The organism is Paenibacillus sp. HGH0039, assembly GCF_000411255.1.
In the GTDB taxonomy this organism is placed as follows: Bacteria; Bacillota; Bacilli; order Paenibacillales; family NBRC-103111; genus Paenibacillus_F.
The window spans coordinates 109617-126204 of the sequence record NZ_KE150413.1 but is presented as its reverse complement, the minus strand read 5'-3'; the positions used below and the strand labels follow the sequence as shown (position 1 = coordinate 126204).

The window sequence follows — 16588 nt, the reverse complement described above, 5'->3', positions numbered from 1 at the left end:
GGCGTCAGCGGCGTCAGCGGCGTCAGCGGCGTCAGCGGCGTCAGCAAAAAAAAGCCATCTTCCGGCTGCCTCAGGGCAGCCGGAAAGATGGCTTTTTTTATAGTCCGGCATGTGCCGCAGGCTGACAACTTCAGCAAGGTCAGCTTTAGCGGCAGACGTCTTTTATCGACATAGCCGTCAAATTTAGCTTATGGAAAAGGGGCCTGCCGGAACTCCGCGGTTCCTTTACACGTCACCCCGGTTTATTTAGTCAGGGGATTCCCTCCGCCGTTCCACCAGAGGCCAAAAAGCATGTCCGCCCATTCCTCGGTCGGCACATTCAGCCAATTCGGCGTGTCGATGGCATGAAAAAAAACGGCCGTGATCACCGGAAGAGGAATATCCGCTCTCAGCGCGCCCGCTTCCTGGGCTTGTTGGAACAGAGCGGTCAACTTTTTTTTCAAGTCCGCATGGCCTTCATTCAAAAATTCGAGATCCCTTCTCGCTTTGTCCGAGGCCGTTTCGTCGATTTTGGGGGCCGCCAGCATCAGCGTATGGAAGTTCGACAGCTCCAGAAAAATAAGCAGCACTTTTTTTATGGCCGCTACCGGTTCGAGTTGCTCGATGCCTTCGCAAGCCTCGATCGTCTGCTCCATCGTTCTGCGCATACAGGCCGCGACGATCTCTTCCTTGTTGGCGTAATATTCGTAGATTGTGCTTCTTGCGCCCGACAGCATTTCGGACAAGGCTTTCAGATGAAAGCCGTCATAGCCGCGCTCCATCAATAAGCGCTCGGTCGCATCCAGCAGCTCCGATTTAGTAAACGCCCGTTGTCTCGCCATAACCCTCTTCCCCTTCCTCCCCCTATCTTATCACCGCGTGGATAGACAGACAAACCCTAAAGGAAGCCTTTCGGGACGGACGTCCGGGAAGCTGCCGATGCCGGTCCTTATTCGCAAAAAGGCCCTTGCCGCTTATACAGCTGCTAAGGACCGGGTAATATAGTTTTCTACATTTCAGTTATTTGTTCGTCTTATAGATATTTATTCGTTTAAGAAGACGGTCATAGGGATCGTAAAGGATCAGATTTCCAACATTATCGATGGTGAAGTCAGGGTAAGTGATTAATTCGAGAGGCCCTGTCAATTTCTCCCCCTGATGAGTAACGTTATTTTGGGGGAAATTCACATAACCATCCACTCCGGGTACCATTCTTTCATAAGTTCCGCTTTTGGGCTCATATAAACCTTGATTATAAATCAATTCACCCAGTTTAAAATAGTTTTCAACTTTACCGTCGGTATCTATCCGGTAAAAACCTTTTTTATCTACTGCGTAGAAATACCCGTCACGGGCAACCGCATTATTAATTGATTCTAAATTTACCTGGGCCACTTCTACCAGATAACCATCTTCCCGCACACGGCTTATTTTTTTATTAGCCCGGTCTAATAAATAGATCGATCCGTCTTTGACTACCGATGTTAGCCGTTGCTTTGTTCCTTCTTTTAAAAACCCCGTGGTTTTCCGTTCTTTGTTTGTTTGAGTGTAAACCCTCTCCATAAACGTGTTACTGTAAAAGAAAGTTTGTCCATCTAGGGTTGTTAAGAAATCGTTCATACCTTCTTCATCAGTTTGTTCTAGATGATAGGTAATCACTTTGATTTCCGGCAAGATTTCATAAAAAACCGTAATGATCTCCTGTCGACGAGTACCGGCATTGGCAAGCATATAAAGTTTATCATTGATTTCATCATAAAAAAGTTTTATGGGTTTAATATCCCGATAGCTTATTTTATGGACTTGATCACTTTTATCCGTATACTCAAGGTTAAACTTTTCATTTATAGCAACCGCCTCTTGTAATCTTCTGTTGTCTCCATGTTTCTGGTTATACACGGATATTCGGTAGCCGCTGTCGCCCGAACGGCTCGAATTAAAATCAATCATGTATACATTCCCAGTTTTATCCGCCACAAAGCTTGAAACAGATTCTTGCTGAAAAATGCTGCCTGTTCCGTCTTCGTTTCGCACAAAAATAACCGTTTTCCCAGGCATAAAGGTTAAATTATCTACAGACGGCTGTGACAGCTTTTCCTTTATGGGAGCTTCCGGCTTATCAACCGGAATTGGCGGTTTCCCACCCTCGTCCTTCCCTGTAATGCTGATTGTTTTAGTATCATTATCGTAAATAACCGTTCGGTTTAAACTTTCAGCAATAAAACGAAGTGGCACAAGGGTCGTATCATTAACGATTACTGGCGATTGCTCCAATTCCGTTACAATCCCATTAACAGTTGCTGTAGGTTCACCCACATGTAATAGGATCGCCTTCTCGGACGTAGTCAAAATAACCTTTCTCGAATCGTTTTCCCACTTTACTTCTGCTCCGAAAGACTCTCCGATAAAACGGAGAGGCAGCATGGTTGTATCATTAACTAAAACAGGTGCCGCTGGCAGTTCCGTAATAGAACCGTCAATTAAAGCTTTTATGCTGTTTAATGTAAATTCCAGTTTTAAAGGAATACTTTCGGATTTAACTTTTGAGAACGTGGCACTTGAGGCAAATCCTGAACCAGCAAATGAGACGATACCGAAGATGATCATTAAAAAAGTTATAAATATGCTCTTTTTATTCATATAAACTCTCCTTGGAATGAATATTACTCCAAGTATAGTATGCTTTTCGAAAGCTGTATCTAATTTATTCCATTAAATTTCACAAAATAAGGACTTACATTGTATTCTTCTGTAAGTCCCCATTTGTGTGCAAATACAAACAAAGCGTAATAATCTTCTAACCCTCCCTACACATCCCCCACCGACTCGCCCTTCACCAGCGTGACGTAGATCCGTTCATGCTCGACCTTCTCGCCGGCGATCAACTTCAAAAGCTGTTCCGCCGCCAACGCGCCCCACTTGTGCTTGGAATAGTCGATCGTAGCCAGCCGCGGGCTGACGTAAGCCGACAGCTCGATATTATCGAAGCCGATAATATGGATGTGCTCGCCGATGCGGTAATCCGATTCCGCCACGGTATTATAGACGCCAACCGCCATCTCGTCGTTGAGACAAAGAACGGCAGCCGGCTCCTTATAGGCCTCCAGGATGTGCCGTGCGGCTTTCTCCCCGGACTCTTTATCGAAGCTGCCCGGCAGCTCGGTGCAATCCACATCCTTGTAGCGCCCTACGGTTTGCCGGACGGCATGTAAGCGCTTGTCGGAATCGTAAGAATCTTGCGGCCCCGCTACCACATATAGCTTGCGGTGCCCTTTTTCCAGGACGTAATCGGCAGCCAGATTGGCCCCCGCCTTGTTGTCCAGAAGCACTTGATTGATGTTCGGGTGAATCAGCTCGCGGTCGAGCACGACGATTTTATGGCCCCGGTCCGCATGCTGCAGCAGTTCTTCGTCGGTAAAAGCGGCATCCAGGATAATGGCCCCGTCGATCATCCGTTCCGGCAGGAAGCGGTGGGACTGGGACCCGCTGCAGACGATAAGCTCGTAATCGTGCCCGTTTAAATACTCCTTGATTCCCTGCAAAAGATGTCCGTAGAAAGGTCCGCTGAAATCGGTCAGAAAGACGCCGATGATTTTACTTTCCCGCTTTTTTAGCGTACGGGCTGCCGCATTCGGAGTATAGTTCAGTTCCTTGGCGATCGCCAAAATCCGGGCGCACGTCTCGTCGGTTACCTTGGGGCTGCCGTTCAGCGCGTAAGATACCGTCGAAATGGATACGCCGGCTTTTTTTGCGATATCTTTAATGCTTACCACTATTCTCGCTCCTAACCTTGTTGCATTCGCTGTTTTCTCCGGTTTCGTTTAACCTTCTCACACTCCGTACTCACGCTTCTATTTATTTACTATACCATTAAATGAACCGGTAAAAGAGATACAAAAGGGCGATCCGTGAAGATCGCCTTTCGCTTCGCCTTTAGCTGTAAATTTCGATCACGTTCGGCCCTTCCTCGGTCAGGCTTTTCAGCTGCTCGCCGCTCAGACGGAGTCCCCCCGTCCGGTAACGGTTGGGCAGCCGCTGGGCAGCCGCTTCCCGTCCGTTTATCGTGACGCGGGAAACTTCACGGTCGCTCAGGTGGTACACGAAGGTAACAGGCCGGTCCAGAATGCGGAACCGGAAGCAGAGACCGTCCAGCTCCTCGCCCAGCACGGGGTCCACGATGAGACTTCCGGTGTCCATCCGGATGCCGAGACCATTCGAGATGAGCTGGTTCATGTAAATTCCCGGACCGCTGGAGTAGATTCTCCAGCCGCCTTTGACCGGCACGCTGCCGTCGCGCAGCTCGTTAAAGCGCTCCTGCGCCTCGTAGCGGGTGTTGAATTTCCCGTCGGAGCTGCTGAAGTACGCGTTGCTCTGGCGGAGCTCCGCATTCGGCACCACGTCCTGCAGACGGACGGGGTTGATCATCTGGAGCCCGCGCCATACTTCGCCGGTCTTGCCCAGCTTCGCCATCGCTTCGACGAAGCGGATATGGGCGTGCACGTACTGGAGGCCGACTTCGCGGCCGAAGTTCGCGGCCTGCTCCGCGCGCTTGAAGTTCGTGCTGATGCCCCCCGCGTAATTCGCGGGCCGGTTCATGAGCCGGACGCCGTCCGGACAGTACATTTCCGCCTTGATGAGGCGGTAATGGGCTTCCGCCTGCTCCGGCGTCAGCAGCTCGCTGATCATGCTGCGCGTCATCGGCAGCAGCCGGTAGGTGATCCCCGTCTTCGTATCCTCCGGATGGAGCATCTTCTCGGCTTTGCCGGGCTCCTCCATGTACAAGAAGCCGGGGATCACGGACGCTTCGGACGGCAGCATATAGCGCATGTAATCGGCCTGGATGCCGTCCGCCATGCCGCGCAGCTCCGCCGCCAGCGCGCCGCGGCTGTCCGCCAGCACGGCAGAGAGCTGGCGGAAGACCTGGTAGGTCAGCGACACGGTCCAGGAGCTGACCATAAACTGCTTCAGCTGGGCGTTAGCCGGCTGAAGGGTGTCGTCCCAGTCTCCGTCCCCGTAGGAGGACAGATGGGTGTCGTGCAGGAAATGGCTGCGGATGTAGCCGATTTCCTTGACGGCATGCTCCAGCAGGGAAGCGGTCTTTTCCGTAAAGTTCCCTCCGTGGCGCCGCGTATACGGAAGCTGCTCGTCCAGGACAGAGAAATCCCCGGTGGCGCTCAAATAATCGGCGAGCACCTTAAGCGGCCAGACAATGACGTCCCCGTGGCTTTCTTCCTGCTGAATGCGGGAATACCGGTCGAACATGAACCACTGCGGCCAACTGCCGTCGTCTTCGAACTGATGGGAAAACACGGTCCGGAGAATGTCCCGGACCTCGCCGTATTTCCCCGTCGCCAGGAAGTATTCGGACGGGCCTTGGCATACGTCGCGCGTTCCCCAGGCGGCTCCGCCGTACTGTTCCAGGCCGTGCGGAACGGAGTAATGAACGAGCATGTTGTGGGTGTACCACCAGGCCAGCACGTTCATTTTCGCCAGCTCCGCATCTTTTTCCCCATTGGCCCGGTACAGGTGGAAGCCGTTCATGACAGTACCTAGGAACGCACGGTAACGTTCCGCTTCCAGATCCGCTTCCCTGTCCGCAAAAGGCATCTCTTCCCCTCGCAGAAGACCTTGAACGGCCATGCTCCAGGAGGCGCTTTCCCCCAGTTCCAGCACAGCCAAGGAAGCGGAGCCCGGCTCAGCTTTCGGAGCAAGACGCGTTTCGTCGGTCAAGCGCAGCGGAGCGCCCGCGACCTGCATCCGGTAGGTAAGATCCGGCCAAACCTGTGCACTGTCCGAGGCCTCGTCCGCCGTAAATAGGATCGTTTGACCGTCTTCTTGTACCGACAGATGAAACGGAACTTCATATTCGTTGTTGTTCATCGAAACCTGATGAGTGACCAGATAACGGTAGGTTTTGCCCTGGACGGAACGAAGCTGGAGACGAATCTCCGGCGCGTCCGCCGCCGTAAAGACGGTTACGATGACCGTGTCATCGGCCAGTTTATAATACCAGCGGGTATAGTTGAACCCGATCTCGAACAGGGACGGCATCGTCAGCAGACGGTATTCCCCGCCGGTTTCGATATAAATGCGCTGTCCCGACGTTTTGGAGACGTTGAGAGCGCTGCGGGCGTTCGTCAGCATTTTGTTAAACGATGTATTGCCCACTGTCAGCTGGGAGTTGAACAAGCCGTACATATAAGCGGTCGATGTCAGAACGGATTCCCGGAGACGGGCGTTATCCCCGCTCATCAGAATATGCCCGTGCGGACGCTCGACGCGGAGCTCCTTGGCTTTCAGCACGACATGCTCATTTGTCTCTGTGAAAAAAGAAAGCAGCTCGCCTTCCAGCGTTTCTTCCAGACGGCGGTCGGGAAAATATCCGGCCACTTCTTCCGCAGTCATCGTCAAACCGGTAAGCGGCGCTCCGATGTCATCCGACAAACGCGCCGGTTCCAGAGCGCCGGAGCCGCTTACGATGTCGGTGTCGGTGCCGCTGCCGCTGTCGCCGTTGCCGTCGGCAACCGCGTTCAAAGCCTCGGCCTGCTCCCAGGCTGCGGAAACTTCCTCTCCGAACTCGAGAGCGGTAACGGCTTCGGGGTGATTCTCTTTGAACAGTCCGTAAAAAACGAACCGGACCGGCTCCTCACCCGGAACGACACGACCGGATTGCAGCGCCGTATAAGCGAACTCGTACTGGTAAATCTCATTGGCGAGATGAGGACGGGCTAACGCCTCGGGCTTATCCGTTTCTTTATAGGAAAGCCCGTAAAATTGGAAGCCGTCGGTGGAGTATCCATCCGCTCCCGTCAGCGAACCCTGCTGCACATACGGAAAAGCCCCGCCCTGCGGCTGGTTCTGTCTGGAACAGACGGCATACCCGCGCTTTTCGTCTTGGAAAACGCTGTGGTCGATATATTGGGACATGTACGCTTCGTTGCTCCGCACCGCTCCTTTGTCCGCTAGACCGAGATCTTGGCCGTACAGGACATCAACCGGGGTATCCCCGGCTCCTCCCGTCACCTTTACGTCCCAAAACCAGATATTTTGCGGAGTCAGCGTAAACGTTATTTCATAAGAAATGCCCTCAATTTCTCCGTTCCAAGCGATGCCGGACTCCTTCCGGCTCATGTGGCTGGCCGAGCGGACTCCGAGCAGAGGATACGCCTGAATGCCTTCTTCACGGTGCAGACGCAGATACAGGTTGTTCATGGAACCGTCCAGCGGATTACCGATCCATTGGTTGATCAGGGTAGAACCGGATACAATCTCCGCGATATCCCCGCTGTTCAGGAAGGAGAATTGCAGGCTGCCCGATTTCAGTTGTAACGACCGATCCTTCAACTGGGTCATGGTGATGTTCACTCGCTTTCTTTACTTCGTTAGTCGGAACCGGAGCTCTGCGGTATCACGGCTGTTCGGGCCGACGAAGACGGCAAATTCTCCCGGATCGCTTGCAAAACTCAAGTCGGAATGATGGTAACGGAGCTGTTCTTCGGTTAAGTCGAACCGTACCTCGGCCGTTTCACCCGGCTTCAGGAACAGTTTCCGGAACGCTTTCAATTCCTTGACCGGACGGACGACCTCACCTGCCATGTCACGTATATACAGCTGGACGACTTCTTCTCCTGCGGTCTCTCCCGTATTAGTCACATTGACTCGTACCGTCAGCGGCTGTTCCGCCGTCATCCTTGCAGAGTCAAGGGTCGGAGTGTCGTAGGCGAAGGTCGTGTAGCTTAAACCGAACCCGAACGGAAGCAAAGGCTCGTTGGGAATATCCAGATATTTGGAAACGTAATGTTCCTGGGCGTCCTGCGCATCTTTGGGGCGTCCCGTATTAAAGTGATTGTAATAGACCGGCACCTGCCCTACGCTGTGCGGGAAGCTCATGGACAGCCGTCCGGACGGGTTCGCCCGGCCGAAGAGCAGATCGGCGATCGCCGCGCCGCCTTCGGTGCCCGGGAACCAAGCCTCCAGCACGGCGTCCGTCTGATCGATCAGGCCGTGCAGGTCGAGCGGACGGCCGTTGAACAGCACGGCCGCCATCGGCTTGCCGAGCGTCCGCAGCTCGGCGACAAGCCTCAGCTGCGCTTCCGGCAGCCGGATGTCTCCGCGGCTGCAAGCCTCGCCGCTCATGCCGGAGTGCTCGCCCAGCGCCAGCACGATCACATCGGCGCCGCGCGCCGCTTCCAGCGCGGCCGCGGTTTGCTCCGGCGTGCCACTCTCGATGCCGCAGCCTTCCGCAACCGTGATCCGGGACGGATCGGTGTGCGCGGCCAGGCCGTCGTACAGCGGCACCGCTTCGTCCTGCGAGCCGAGCCACGACCACGGCCCGAGAATGTCGCCGCTCTTGGCGAACGGGCCGATCAGGGCGATGCTGTGTTCCGGCTTCAGCGGCAGGACGCCTTCGTTCTTGAGCAGAACGCACGACTTCTGCGCCAGTTCCCTTGCCACGCTGCGGTGTTCCGCGCAGAGCACCACTTCCCGCTCGCGCTCTTCATCGGCGCCGCGGTACGGGGCGTCAAACAAGCCGAGTTTCTGTTTGAGCCGCAGGATGCGGAGCACGCCTTCGTCGATGAGCGCTTCATCGACTTCGCCGGAGGCAACAAGCGCCGGGAGATGATGCACGTAGCACGCGGTCATCATCTCGATGTCGACGCCCGCCTCGATCGCCCGGAGGGCGGCTTCGGCTTCATCCGCGGCGGTTCCGTGCGGAATCAGCTCCTTGACGGCTCCCCAGTCGGAGATCAGGACGCCGTCGAAGTTCCATTCCCCGCGCAGCAGGTCGCGCATGAGGCGTTTGTTGCCGCTGGCCGGAATGCCGTCCACCGTGTTAAAGGACGTCATAACCATCTCGCAGCCTTCCTCCAGAGCGGCCTTGTAAGCCGGCAGGTACTGCTCCCGGAGCTGGCGCTCCGACATGTCTACCGTATTGTAATCGCGGCCCCCTTCCCCCGCGCCGTAGGCGGCGAAATGCTTGACGCAGGCCGCCACCCGCTCCTTGTCGCCGGTCAGGTCCGCGCCCTGGAATCCGCGCACGAAAGCCCGCGCGTATTCCCCGTTCAGGTACGGGTCTTCGCCCGTCGACTCCATTACGCGTCCCCAGCGGGGATCGCGCACCAGGTCGACCATCGGGGCGAAGGTCACGTGCACGCCGGATACGGCGGCTTCTCTCGCCGCGATTTCCGCGCTTTTCTCGGCCAGCTCCATATCCCAGGAGCAGCCGGTGGCCAGCGGTACCGGGAAGATCGTCCGGTATCCGTGCACGACGTCCGCCATAAACAACAGCGGAATCGCTTCCGGTCTGCCGCGCAGGTGAGCTTCCTGGACGGCCTTGACCTGCCCGGCACCGGCTACGCCCAGAACGGAACCCGCGTGGGCCGTCATCTCGCCGGTAATGCCCATGGAAGCCATGGGACCGGTAATCTGCCCGTCCGCCCCTTCAAAAAAAGGACCCGCCAGCTGCAGCAGCTGAGCGATTTTTTCCTCCAGCGTCATTTCCTTTATCCTAGCCAGCAGCTGTTGTTCCGTCATTTCGCCGCCTCCTCGCGCAGATTTTTTTCTTGCTTTAGTTATAGAAGTTTTAATGGATACGAGCACCGAAGCACTTCGCAAAATGATTACATAGAACGTTAAGTGAAACGTTTCGATTTTCTTTGATTTGAATTATAACCCTCCCTTTTGAATGAAGTCAAACGGAATTTGTCAAGAAAAAAGAGTTTTGTAAGCGGTTTACACTTCTCCAAAATAGAACTTGAATACGGTTCCAGGATGTTTTATAATGATTTCGAAACGTTTCGATTGTTTTTCTGTTCACATTTAACCTTTACGATTAAGGGTAAACTATCACCATAATAAGGATTCCTACGGGAGGCAGACAGTATGAAACGGAAAAATTGGGCGGCAGGCATTGCGACTACGGTTCTTTTGACAAGCGTTCTATCGGGTTGCGGAGGAAGCAACGCAGGCGGCAGCGATAAAGGCAGCGGAGAGTCCGGAGGTAAGGTGACACTGAATGTATGGGGAATGGGCGAAGAAGCCAAATCCCTTCCGAAAATCGCGGAGCAGTTCGAGAAGGATAATCCGAACATCAAAATCAATGTGCAGGCGCTGCCTTGGGCCTCGGCTCACGACAAGCTGCTGACGGCGGTCGCTTCCAAGAAGGGTCCGGACGTTCTGCAAATGGGAACGACCTGGATTCCGGAATTCGCGGCGGCGGGCGCTTTGATGGACCTTAAACCGATGACGGACAAATATCCCGAAATCAAAGAAGACAACTTCTATCCGGGTTCGATCCAAACGACCAAATATGAAGATAAAACGGTAGGCGTACCGTGGTACATCGACACCCGCGTTCTCTACTACCGCACGGACCTTCTTAAAGAGGCGGGCTATAACGAGGCGCCGAAAACGTGGGAAGAGCTTCAGGACGCCGCCCAAAAGCTGACCAAACGCGGCAGCGGCAAATACGGCATCTCGCTCGATCCGAAGGAGCAGTCCCTGACCTTCATGTTCGCCCGTCAAAACGGTTCCAAGCTGCTGGACGGCAAACAGCCTTTGTTCGATCAGCCGCAGTTCGTTGAAGCCGTGGATTATCTCAACAGCTTCTTCAAGAACGGCTCGGCGCCGAAGGATCTCGGTATCGACGCTGTGCAGGGCTTGAGCGGAGACGGCATCGTGCCGATGTTCATCAGCGGCCCGTGGATGGTTAAGCTCATCAACGACAAGGCTCCCGAGCTGAAAGGCAAATGGGCTACGGCCGTCCTTCCGAAGAAAGAAAACAACATTTCCGCGCTGGGCGGCTCCAACTTGTCGGTTTTCCAGCATACGGAGCATAAAGAAGAAGCGATGAAATTCCTGGCCTATATGAGCAAGCCGGAAACCCAGCTGAAATGGCTCGAAATGACACAGTCGATGCCTGCCGCCAAGAAAGCCTGGGAAGACCCTGTTCTGAAGGAAGATCCGAACTATAAAGTGATCGGCGAGCAGATGAAGGCTTCCGAGCCGATGCCGATGATCAAACCTTGGGAAGAAATCGCCCAGGCTTACCTGAAAAGCTTCGAACGCATCTACCGCGGTCAGGCGGAAGTCAAACCGGAGTTGGATGCTTTCAACAAGCAGGCTCAGCAAATTTTGAACAAGTAACCGCACGGACGGGGAATAACCCCAAGCTGACCGGCCCGCAGGGGCCGGTCCGGCTATTAACGGTCCATCCTTTATACCGGGCTGGACGACAGTGAAAGAAGGGACATGAGATGAAGGGCTTCAGCAACAGCAAAGCACCGTACTTTTTTATTGCGCCGACTCTGATCCTGCTTACGGTTTTCTCGCTGCTGCCGATCTTTATTGCGCTCGTTATCAGTTTCACCGATATGGATCTCGCAGGTCTTGCCGATTATTCCAACATTAATTTCATCGGCTTCAAAAACTATATCAGCGTCCTGCAGGACCCGATTTTTATTAAATCGATTACCAACACGCTTTTTTACGTGATCATCGGGGTTCCGTGCGTCGTTATTCTTTCGCTCGGCATCGCGCTGCTGATTAATTACGGAGCCTCCCGCGTTTTCAAAGCATTCCGGGTCATTTACTACCTCCCTTCCGTTACCAACGTAGTCGCGGTAGCTGTCGTCTGGAGCTATTTGTACAACCCGGCGTTCGGTCTGTTCAACTACGTGCTGGAATCGGCCGGTTTCGATAAGGTTCCGTGGCTGACCGATCCCCTGATCGCGAAAATCTCCCTGATCCTCCTCGCCTTGTGGCGGGCCGTGGGTCTGAACATGATTATTTTCGTCGCCGCTCTCCAGGGCATTCCGAAAACGTATTACGAAGCCGCACAGCTCGACGGAGCCAGCACATGGAAGCAAATGATCCATATTACGGTTCCCATGCTGCGTTTCGCCATTTTCTTCGTGTCCATCACGACTATGATCGGCTGGCTGCAATTCTTCGAAGAGCCGTTCGTCATGACGCAAGGCGGACCGCTGGACGGCACTACGTCCGTGGCCCTGTTCATTTACAACAACGGCTTCAAGCTGAGCAACTTCGGTTACGCCGCGGCGGGTTCGTTTATCCTGTTCGTCGCCATCATCATTATTACGCTCATTCAATTCCGGTTTCAGAATAAAGATACGGACATGTAAAAAGAACGGAGGAAAAGCTTATGGCTGCAAAAGCTGCAAAATTACGTCCGGCTGGCGCAGGGACATCGGGATCGAGCCCCTTTTTCCAAGGACTCGTGTTTGTCCTGCTCGCCTTGGGCGGCATCGTCTTCCTCATTCCGTTCGTTTGGATGATTCTGTCGGCGTTCAAACCGGAAAGTGAAGTGCTGCGTATCCCGCCCACCCTGTTTCCCGAGACGTTTACGATGGAAAATTTCAAAAACCTGTTCGAACGGATGAATTTCGGCGTCTACCTGAAAAACACTCTGATCGTCGTGCTGTTCTCTTTCGTCGGCCTGTTCCTGAACGCGATGGCGGGCTTCGGCTTCGCCAAATACCGCTTCAAGGGACGCGAGGGTCTTTTCTACCTCGTGCTCGCCACGATGATGATCCCCGGACAGGTCACGATGATTCCCGTGTATCTGATCCTGAACTCCATCGAGCTGACGAACACGCTGGTCGGCGTCGTGCTGCCCGGCCTCGTCGGAGCGTTCGGCGTCTTCCTGTTCCGCCAGTTCATGTCCACGATTCCGGACGAACTGCTGGAAGCGACCCGGCTCGACGGCGCCAGCGAGCTGCGCACCTTCGCTCAGATCGTGCTGCCGATCTCCAAGCCGATCCTGTCGGTGCAGGCGATCCTAACCTTCATCGCGGGCTGGAACAGCTTCCTCTGGCCGCTCATTATCGCCAACGATGAGAAGCTGTACACGCTGTCCGTCGGCTTGTCGCTGCTGAAAGGCCAGTATGACAGCAACTTCGCCTTGCAGATGGCCGGTTCGGCCTTCATGGTCGTACCGATTCTGATCATCTTCGCGATCTTCCAGAAGTACATCATCGACAATTATTCGATTTCGGGGATGAAATAAGCAGAACGATTGAAAAATCATATAGGTTCGAGGATATAGCCGGTACTGCTTGCAGTATCGGTTTTTCTTTTACCATTTTAATGGTTAATTTCGTAAAATTAGGTATCACTATTTACGGAAAAGCGAGAACCGAAATGAAATTAATGAAATGGGGCATCTTATCCCTCCTTTTATTGATCATTTCCTGTTCAACTGTAGAGAAGCAGTTATGTTACTGCCTCTAACGGCATACATTAATTTCCAGGACCATACTTAAAGATAAAAGGAGATGGACAGTTTGAAAAACATCATTAAAAAGGTTTCAACGTCTTTGTTAGCAATAGGATTATCTCTAACCATGTTAACTACAGGCGCATTAGCTTCTGAGAATCAAAAGCTCAACAGTATCACCTCCCAAGATGAGGTTAATCCCCTCGTCGGAGTAGACTATTCAAACTTAAAAAAGGGACATTCAAAACTTCTTGGCGGTTCTTCATTTTCAATTGTTTATGGCTCAAATTATGTTTCAGTTTCTCCAACTGGCTGGACTACAGGTTTGGCAGTTGGAGACGCAAGAGTTGACGCTTACGATGCAAATGGAAATCATTATTGGACATTTTATATTCATGTAACTAATTAACAATTGAATAATAAGCCTGGGAAATAGCCTGAACAGCACAGTCGTGATCAAAGAGGTTCAAGGCATAGACGCTGACGGTAAAGTCATTTACCGCAGAGGCTGGTGAATCTTCAACTTCATCTTAACCGACAAAAAGGCCAGAACCGGGGGAGCTTATGCCCGCGGTTCTGGCCTTTTTTCTTGCTTCATTAAGACGGCTAACAGATTGGCTTTCTTTACCTTACCTTGCCGGATCGGAAGCTCAACACTGCGTGTCCAAGCTCCTTCGCCAGCCTCTTTACACAGAGCTTTTATGGATAGAGATTCCCGAACCGCGTCCGCTGCGCTCTTGTTCCTTGCCCAGTTCCTCCTGCTCCCCGTCTTCCTGCTTCATTTCCCGCTCCAGCAGCAGGAGGAAGTACATCGCAAGCGTCATAAGCAGCCCGATCACCGCATGCCCGTGGAGAGGCAATTGAACCGGAGCATGAAACACCGCGCTCAAGCAGGCCGTACCGGCCGCCGTTAGCAGGGCGTACAACAGTGCGCAGCCTATCCGCTGAGCGGCTTCCTCTCCGTACACCGCCCTCCTGATCAAAGGACTAAGAAGCACCGTGATTCCGATCGATACGGAACCGTACCAGACGAGAGCTTCTTTGGATTCGGGCAAGCCCAGCACCGGAAACGATTTGGCTAGAATAGTCCCGACGAATAGGAACTTGCCCAGCACGACCGCTACCGACAAAAGAGCGATCCCTGCCGCCTTTGCCGTTTGCATAAGCGGATGCGGCCCTTCCTCCCGCAAACTCCCTTTTTTCCAGGCTTCCACTAACTCGCCCAGCATAACCAATACAACAGCCGTTCCTATCCAAATCAAAGTACCGGCGGGCATTTCCCCGCGTACCAAACTCACAAAAAAAGCTCCTACTGTTCCTATCGCTGCACTTAACATACTTCATTCCCCCTTAAACTGTAACCGGATCGTATCGGGTGAACTCAGTATACCAAGGGAGACAGGACGAGTTTTGACCGTTCTTGCTTTTTCGGGGATTTCAGCGCCAAACACGACAGCGGAACCAGCAGTACAGCCGGTTGTGCAATTGCCTAAGCAAGTCCGGGTCCGCTATTTCGTCACTTCCTCCACGTCCTTCGCGCTCACCTTTTCGCCGCCTTTATCGAAGCGCGCCACATATTTTACATAGCTGTTCTTGTGTTTCTCCCCCTTGTCATCCATCAGGTTCGCGTTAATCGTGACGCGCCCGTAATCGTACCCTCCGGCATCCAGAACGGCCGCGATCTCACCCGCCGCTTCGGCGATCTGCTGCTTGGAAGCGCCCGCCGCATCCGTCACCACGTGGATGTACAAAGGTTCATCCAGCTTCAGGGACGGAGTCCAGGCGGTATTCTCCGCCAGTTGTCCTTTGACGACCTCAAGCTGGACAGTGACCTCGCGGACAGCAGGAACCCGCCGCGCAAAAGCGGCCTGAAGCTCCGCCTCCGCTTCCCCGCTCAGCCGCTCCATCAAAACCATATCGAGATTGGCGGACCGGATGCCGTCCACCTTCACCCGGGGAATCCAGCCTCCTACGGAAAATTCGTATTCCGGCGGCTCCCCTTTGTCCGCTTCCGCTCTGATTTCCTTCACCCGAAATTCATAATGCTTGAATTTAAAGTTATAAAACTCTTTCTCAATCCTCAGACGCTTCTCCGGATAATGCTCCACCATAAACTGCTGCAACTCGCGCTGAGCCAGCCATTTGCTGAGCGGATTCCCGTTCAGCGAGTTATACAGCGAACCGACAAGCAGACCAAGCAGACCAAGCAGCACCAGCAGGGCGATATACATGCCCTTTTTCTTCTTACGTGTCTTCATTCGGACTCTTCCCCTATCTTTCTGATCTTTAATGCCAACAGCCCCATCAAACTTCCGATAAAGGCAAACAAACAATGAATGGAGGCCATCACAACGGCTGCCAATACAGGCGAAAAGACGATCACGCCCATTCCCCCGTCCCCCGAACCGTTTACGATCTCATAAATGCTGTCTCCTATAGACCATAAAAAAACAGGCGCAAACGAGAGGAAAAACACAATCTTCATCTGCTTATAAAACAAATACGTGACGAAGCCGAGCACGGCATACCACAAAACAAACTCGAAGCTTTCGTTAAGCAGCGACGTGCGGATGGCCAGCACAAACGAAATCGCCATAAACAGCAGTTGATAAAGAGACAGCTTCCGGTTGATCTTCGCCATCATCTTCGCATAGTCTTCGGTCGGCTCCGGCAGCTCCGGCTTGGGCAGGCTCTGTCCCGACAAGCGGACGAGCTTCTCGTAATCGGCGTCGTCCGCGGTCTGCGCTTCCAGCCACCTGGCCGTCTCTTCGCTCAGCAGGCCTTCCTCGTAAAGCGGCAGCAAATCCTCGATAATGTGCCGTACCGTATGTTTATCGTTCATAATATCCCTCCAGCTCTTTGTGCAGTTGGAGCTTGATCCGGTGGAATCTGACCCGGACGCTGTTTTCCGTAGCGCCGATAATGTGTCCGATCTCCCGGAAAGACAACTCGGCATACATGCGCAGCGTGACGATTTCCTGGGAAACCTCATCCAGCCGGAAAATCCGTTCCAGCAAAATATCGCGGTCCTCGCGGTCCAGCACCTGCTTCTCCGGCGTGACGGATTCGCGGCTTTCCGCCGCAAGCTTCGCCGCCAGTTCCTGCCCGTATTTTTTGGACCGGTAATATTTGCCCAGCTTATACTTCGCGATTCCGAACAACCAGGTCCGGACCGTCGAATCTCCCCGGAAGGAGCCGTGCCCTTTGACCGCTTCGTAGAAAACCTCCTGGGTCAGGTCTTCGGCCGCCTCTCTGCTTTGCGTTTTCACATAGAAAAATGCGTACATTTGCGGTTGAATCTCTCGATAAAGCTCTTCAAGCCCCATGCGCCCTCCCTTATCCGAAGCCTCATCCGATGGGCGTGCTTTTGTC

General features: G+C 53.5%; 13 protein-coding genes. 4 read left to right on the top strand and 9 right to left on the bottom strand.

From position 1 onward, the window contains the following. Nucleotides 1–242: 242 nt before the first annotated feature. The 5 genes from HMPREF1207_RS14900 to HMPREF1207_RS14880 form a co-directional block, all read right to left on the bottom strand. The gene (locus tag HMPREF1207_RS14900; RefSeq protein WP_009675353.1) at nucleotides 243–821 is read right to left on the bottom strand and encodes a TetR/AcrR family transcriptional regulator; all 579 of its coding nucleotides are present in this window, start codon (nucleotides 819–821) and stop codon (nucleotides 243–245) included. A gap of 178 nt (nucleotides 822–999) precedes the next feature. After that, a complete protein-coding gene (locus HMPREF1207_RS14895) occupies nucleotides 1000–2619 on the bottom strand; it encodes a copper amine oxidase N-terminal domain-containing protein (RefSeq protein WP_009675343.1) in 1620 nt (539 codons plus the stop codon). 167 nt (nucleotides 2620–2786) lie between these two features. Beyond that, entirely contained in the window at nucleotides 2787–3752 is a 966-nt protein-coding gene (locus HMPREF1207_RS14890; protein WP_009675331.1) for a LacI family DNA-binding transcriptional regulator, read from the bottom strand. Nucleotides 3753–3912: 160 nt separating this feature from the next. Next, on the bottom strand, nucleotides 3913–7332 hold the full coding sequence (locus HMPREF1207_RS14885; RefSeq protein WP_016423780.1) for a GH36-type glycosyl hydrolase domain-containing protein: 3420 nt from the start codon (nucleotides 7330–7332) through the stop codon (nucleotides 3913–3915). A gap of 21 nt (nucleotides 7333–7353) precedes the next feature. Next, a complete protein-coding gene (locus tag HMPREF1207_RS14880; RefSeq protein WP_269212171.1) occupies nucleotides 7354–9594 on the bottom strand; it encodes a glycoside hydrolase family 3 N-terminal domain-containing protein in 2241 nt (746 codons plus the stop codon). A 267-nt stretch (nucleotides 9595–9861) separates the two neighbouring features. Here HMPREF1207_RS14880 and HMPREF1207_RS14875 point away from each other — a divergent pair, with 267 nt between their 5' ends. The 4 genes from HMPREF1207_RS14875 (at nucleotide 9862) to HMPREF1207_RS29295 (ending at nucleotide 13625) form a co-directional block, all read left to right on the top strand. After that, on the top strand, nucleotides 9862–11124 hold the full coding sequence (locus HMPREF1207_RS14875; RefSeq protein ID WP_009675354.1) for a sugar ABC transporter substrate-binding protein: 1263 nt from the start codon (nucleotides 9862–9864) through the stop codon (nucleotides 11122–11124). Between the two features lie 110 nt (nucleotides 11125–11234). Next, nucleotides 11235–12122: a carbohydrate ABC transporter permease gene (locus HMPREF1207_RS14870; protein WP_009675359.1), complete on the top strand. Its 888-nt coding sequence runs from the start codon at nucleotides 11235–11237 to the stop codon at nucleotides 12120–12122. Between the two features lie 20 nt (nucleotides 12123–12142). Then, complete coding sequence (locus HMPREF1207_RS14865) at nucleotides 12143–13006, top strand: carbohydrate ABC transporter permease (protein ID WP_009675348.1); 864 nt, start codon at nucleotides 12143–12145, stop codon at nucleotides 13004–13006. Nucleotides 13007–13283: 277 nt separating this feature from the next. Then, nucleotides 13284–13625 (top strand): hypothetical protein, encoded by a 342-nt coding sequence (locus HMPREF1207_RS29295; protein WP_138918209.1) that lies wholly within the window; start codon nucleotides 13284–13286, stop codon nucleotides 13623–13625. A gap of 277 nt (nucleotides 13626–13902) precedes the next feature. Here the strand turns inward: HMPREF1207_RS29295 and HMPREF1207_RS14860 are convergent, their stop codons facing one another. The 4 genes from HMPREF1207_RS14860 to HMPREF1207_RS14845 all read right to left on the bottom strand — a co-directional run bounded on the left by HMPREF1207_RS14860 (nucleotide 13903) and on the right by HMPREF1207_RS14845 (nucleotide 16542). Then, on the bottom strand, nucleotides 13903–14514 hold the full coding sequence (locus HMPREF1207_RS14860; RefSeq protein WP_016423779.1) for a hypothetical protein: 612 nt from the start codon (nucleotides 14512–14514) through the stop codon (nucleotides 13903–13905). Nucleotides 14515–14724: 210 nt separating this feature from the next. Beyond that, a complete protein-coding gene (locus HMPREF1207_RS14855; protein WP_009675351.1) occupies nucleotides 14725–15474 on the bottom strand; it encodes a YfjL-like protein in 750 nt (249 codons plus the stop codon). Continuing rightward, entirely contained in the window at nucleotides 15471–16058 is a 588-nt protein-coding gene (locus HMPREF1207_RS14850) for a hypothetical protein (RefSeq protein ID WP_009675347.1), read from the bottom strand. Before HMPREF1207_RS14850 ends, HMPREF1207_RS14855 begins: the two co-directional genes overlap by 4 nt. Further along, nucleotides 16048–16542 carry an RNA polymerase sigma factor gene (locus HMPREF1207_RS14845; protein WP_009675339.1) on the bottom strand — a complete coding sequence of 165 codons (495 nt, stop codon included), beginning with the start codon at nucleotides 16540–16542 and terminating at the stop codon, nucleotides 16048–16050. Before HMPREF1207_RS14845 ends, HMPREF1207_RS14850 begins: the two co-directional genes overlap by 11 nt. Nucleotides 16543–16588 lie beyond the last annotated feature (46 nt).

Excerpts from the sequence above, each read along its gene's own strand:
- HMPREF1207_RS14900 (WP_009675353.1), bottom strand. The coding sequence starts at position 821 with ATGGCGAGACAACGGGCGTTTACTAAATCGGAGCTGCTGGATGCGACC.
- HMPREF1207_RS14895 (WP_009675343.1), bottom strand. The coding sequence starts at position 2,619 with ATGAATAAAAAGAGCATATTTATAACTTTTTTAATGATCATCTTCGGT.
- HMPREF1207_RS14885 (WP_016423780.1), bottom strand. The coding sequence starts at position 7,332 with ATGACCCAGTTGAAGGATCGGTCGTTACAACTGAAATCGGGCAGCCTG.
- HMPREF1207_RS14875 (WP_009675354.1), top strand. The coding sequence starts at position 9,862 with ATGAAACGGAAAAATTGGGCGGCAGGCATTGCGACTACGGTTCTTTTG.
- HMPREF1207_RS14870 (WP_009675359.1), top strand. The coding sequence starts at position 11,235 with ATGAAGGGCTTCAGCAACAGCAAAGCACCGTACTTTTTTATTGCGCCG.
- HMPREF1207_RS14865 (WP_009675348.1), top strand. The coding sequence starts at position 12,143 with ATGGCTGCAAAAGCTGCAAAATTACGTCCGGCTGGCGCAGGGACATCG.
- HMPREF1207_RS14855 (WP_009675351.1), bottom strand. The coding sequence starts at position 15,474 with ATGAAGACACGTAAGAAGAAAAAGGGCATGTATATCGCCCTGCTGGTG.
- HMPREF1207_RS14850 (WP_009675347.1), bottom strand. The coding sequence starts at position 16,058 with ATGAACGATAAACATACGGTACGGCACATTATCGAGGATTTGCTGCCG.
- HMPREF1207_RS14845 (WP_009675339.1), bottom strand. The coding sequence starts at position 16,542 with ATGGGGCTTGAAGAGCTTTATCGAGAGATTCAACCGCAAATGTACGCA.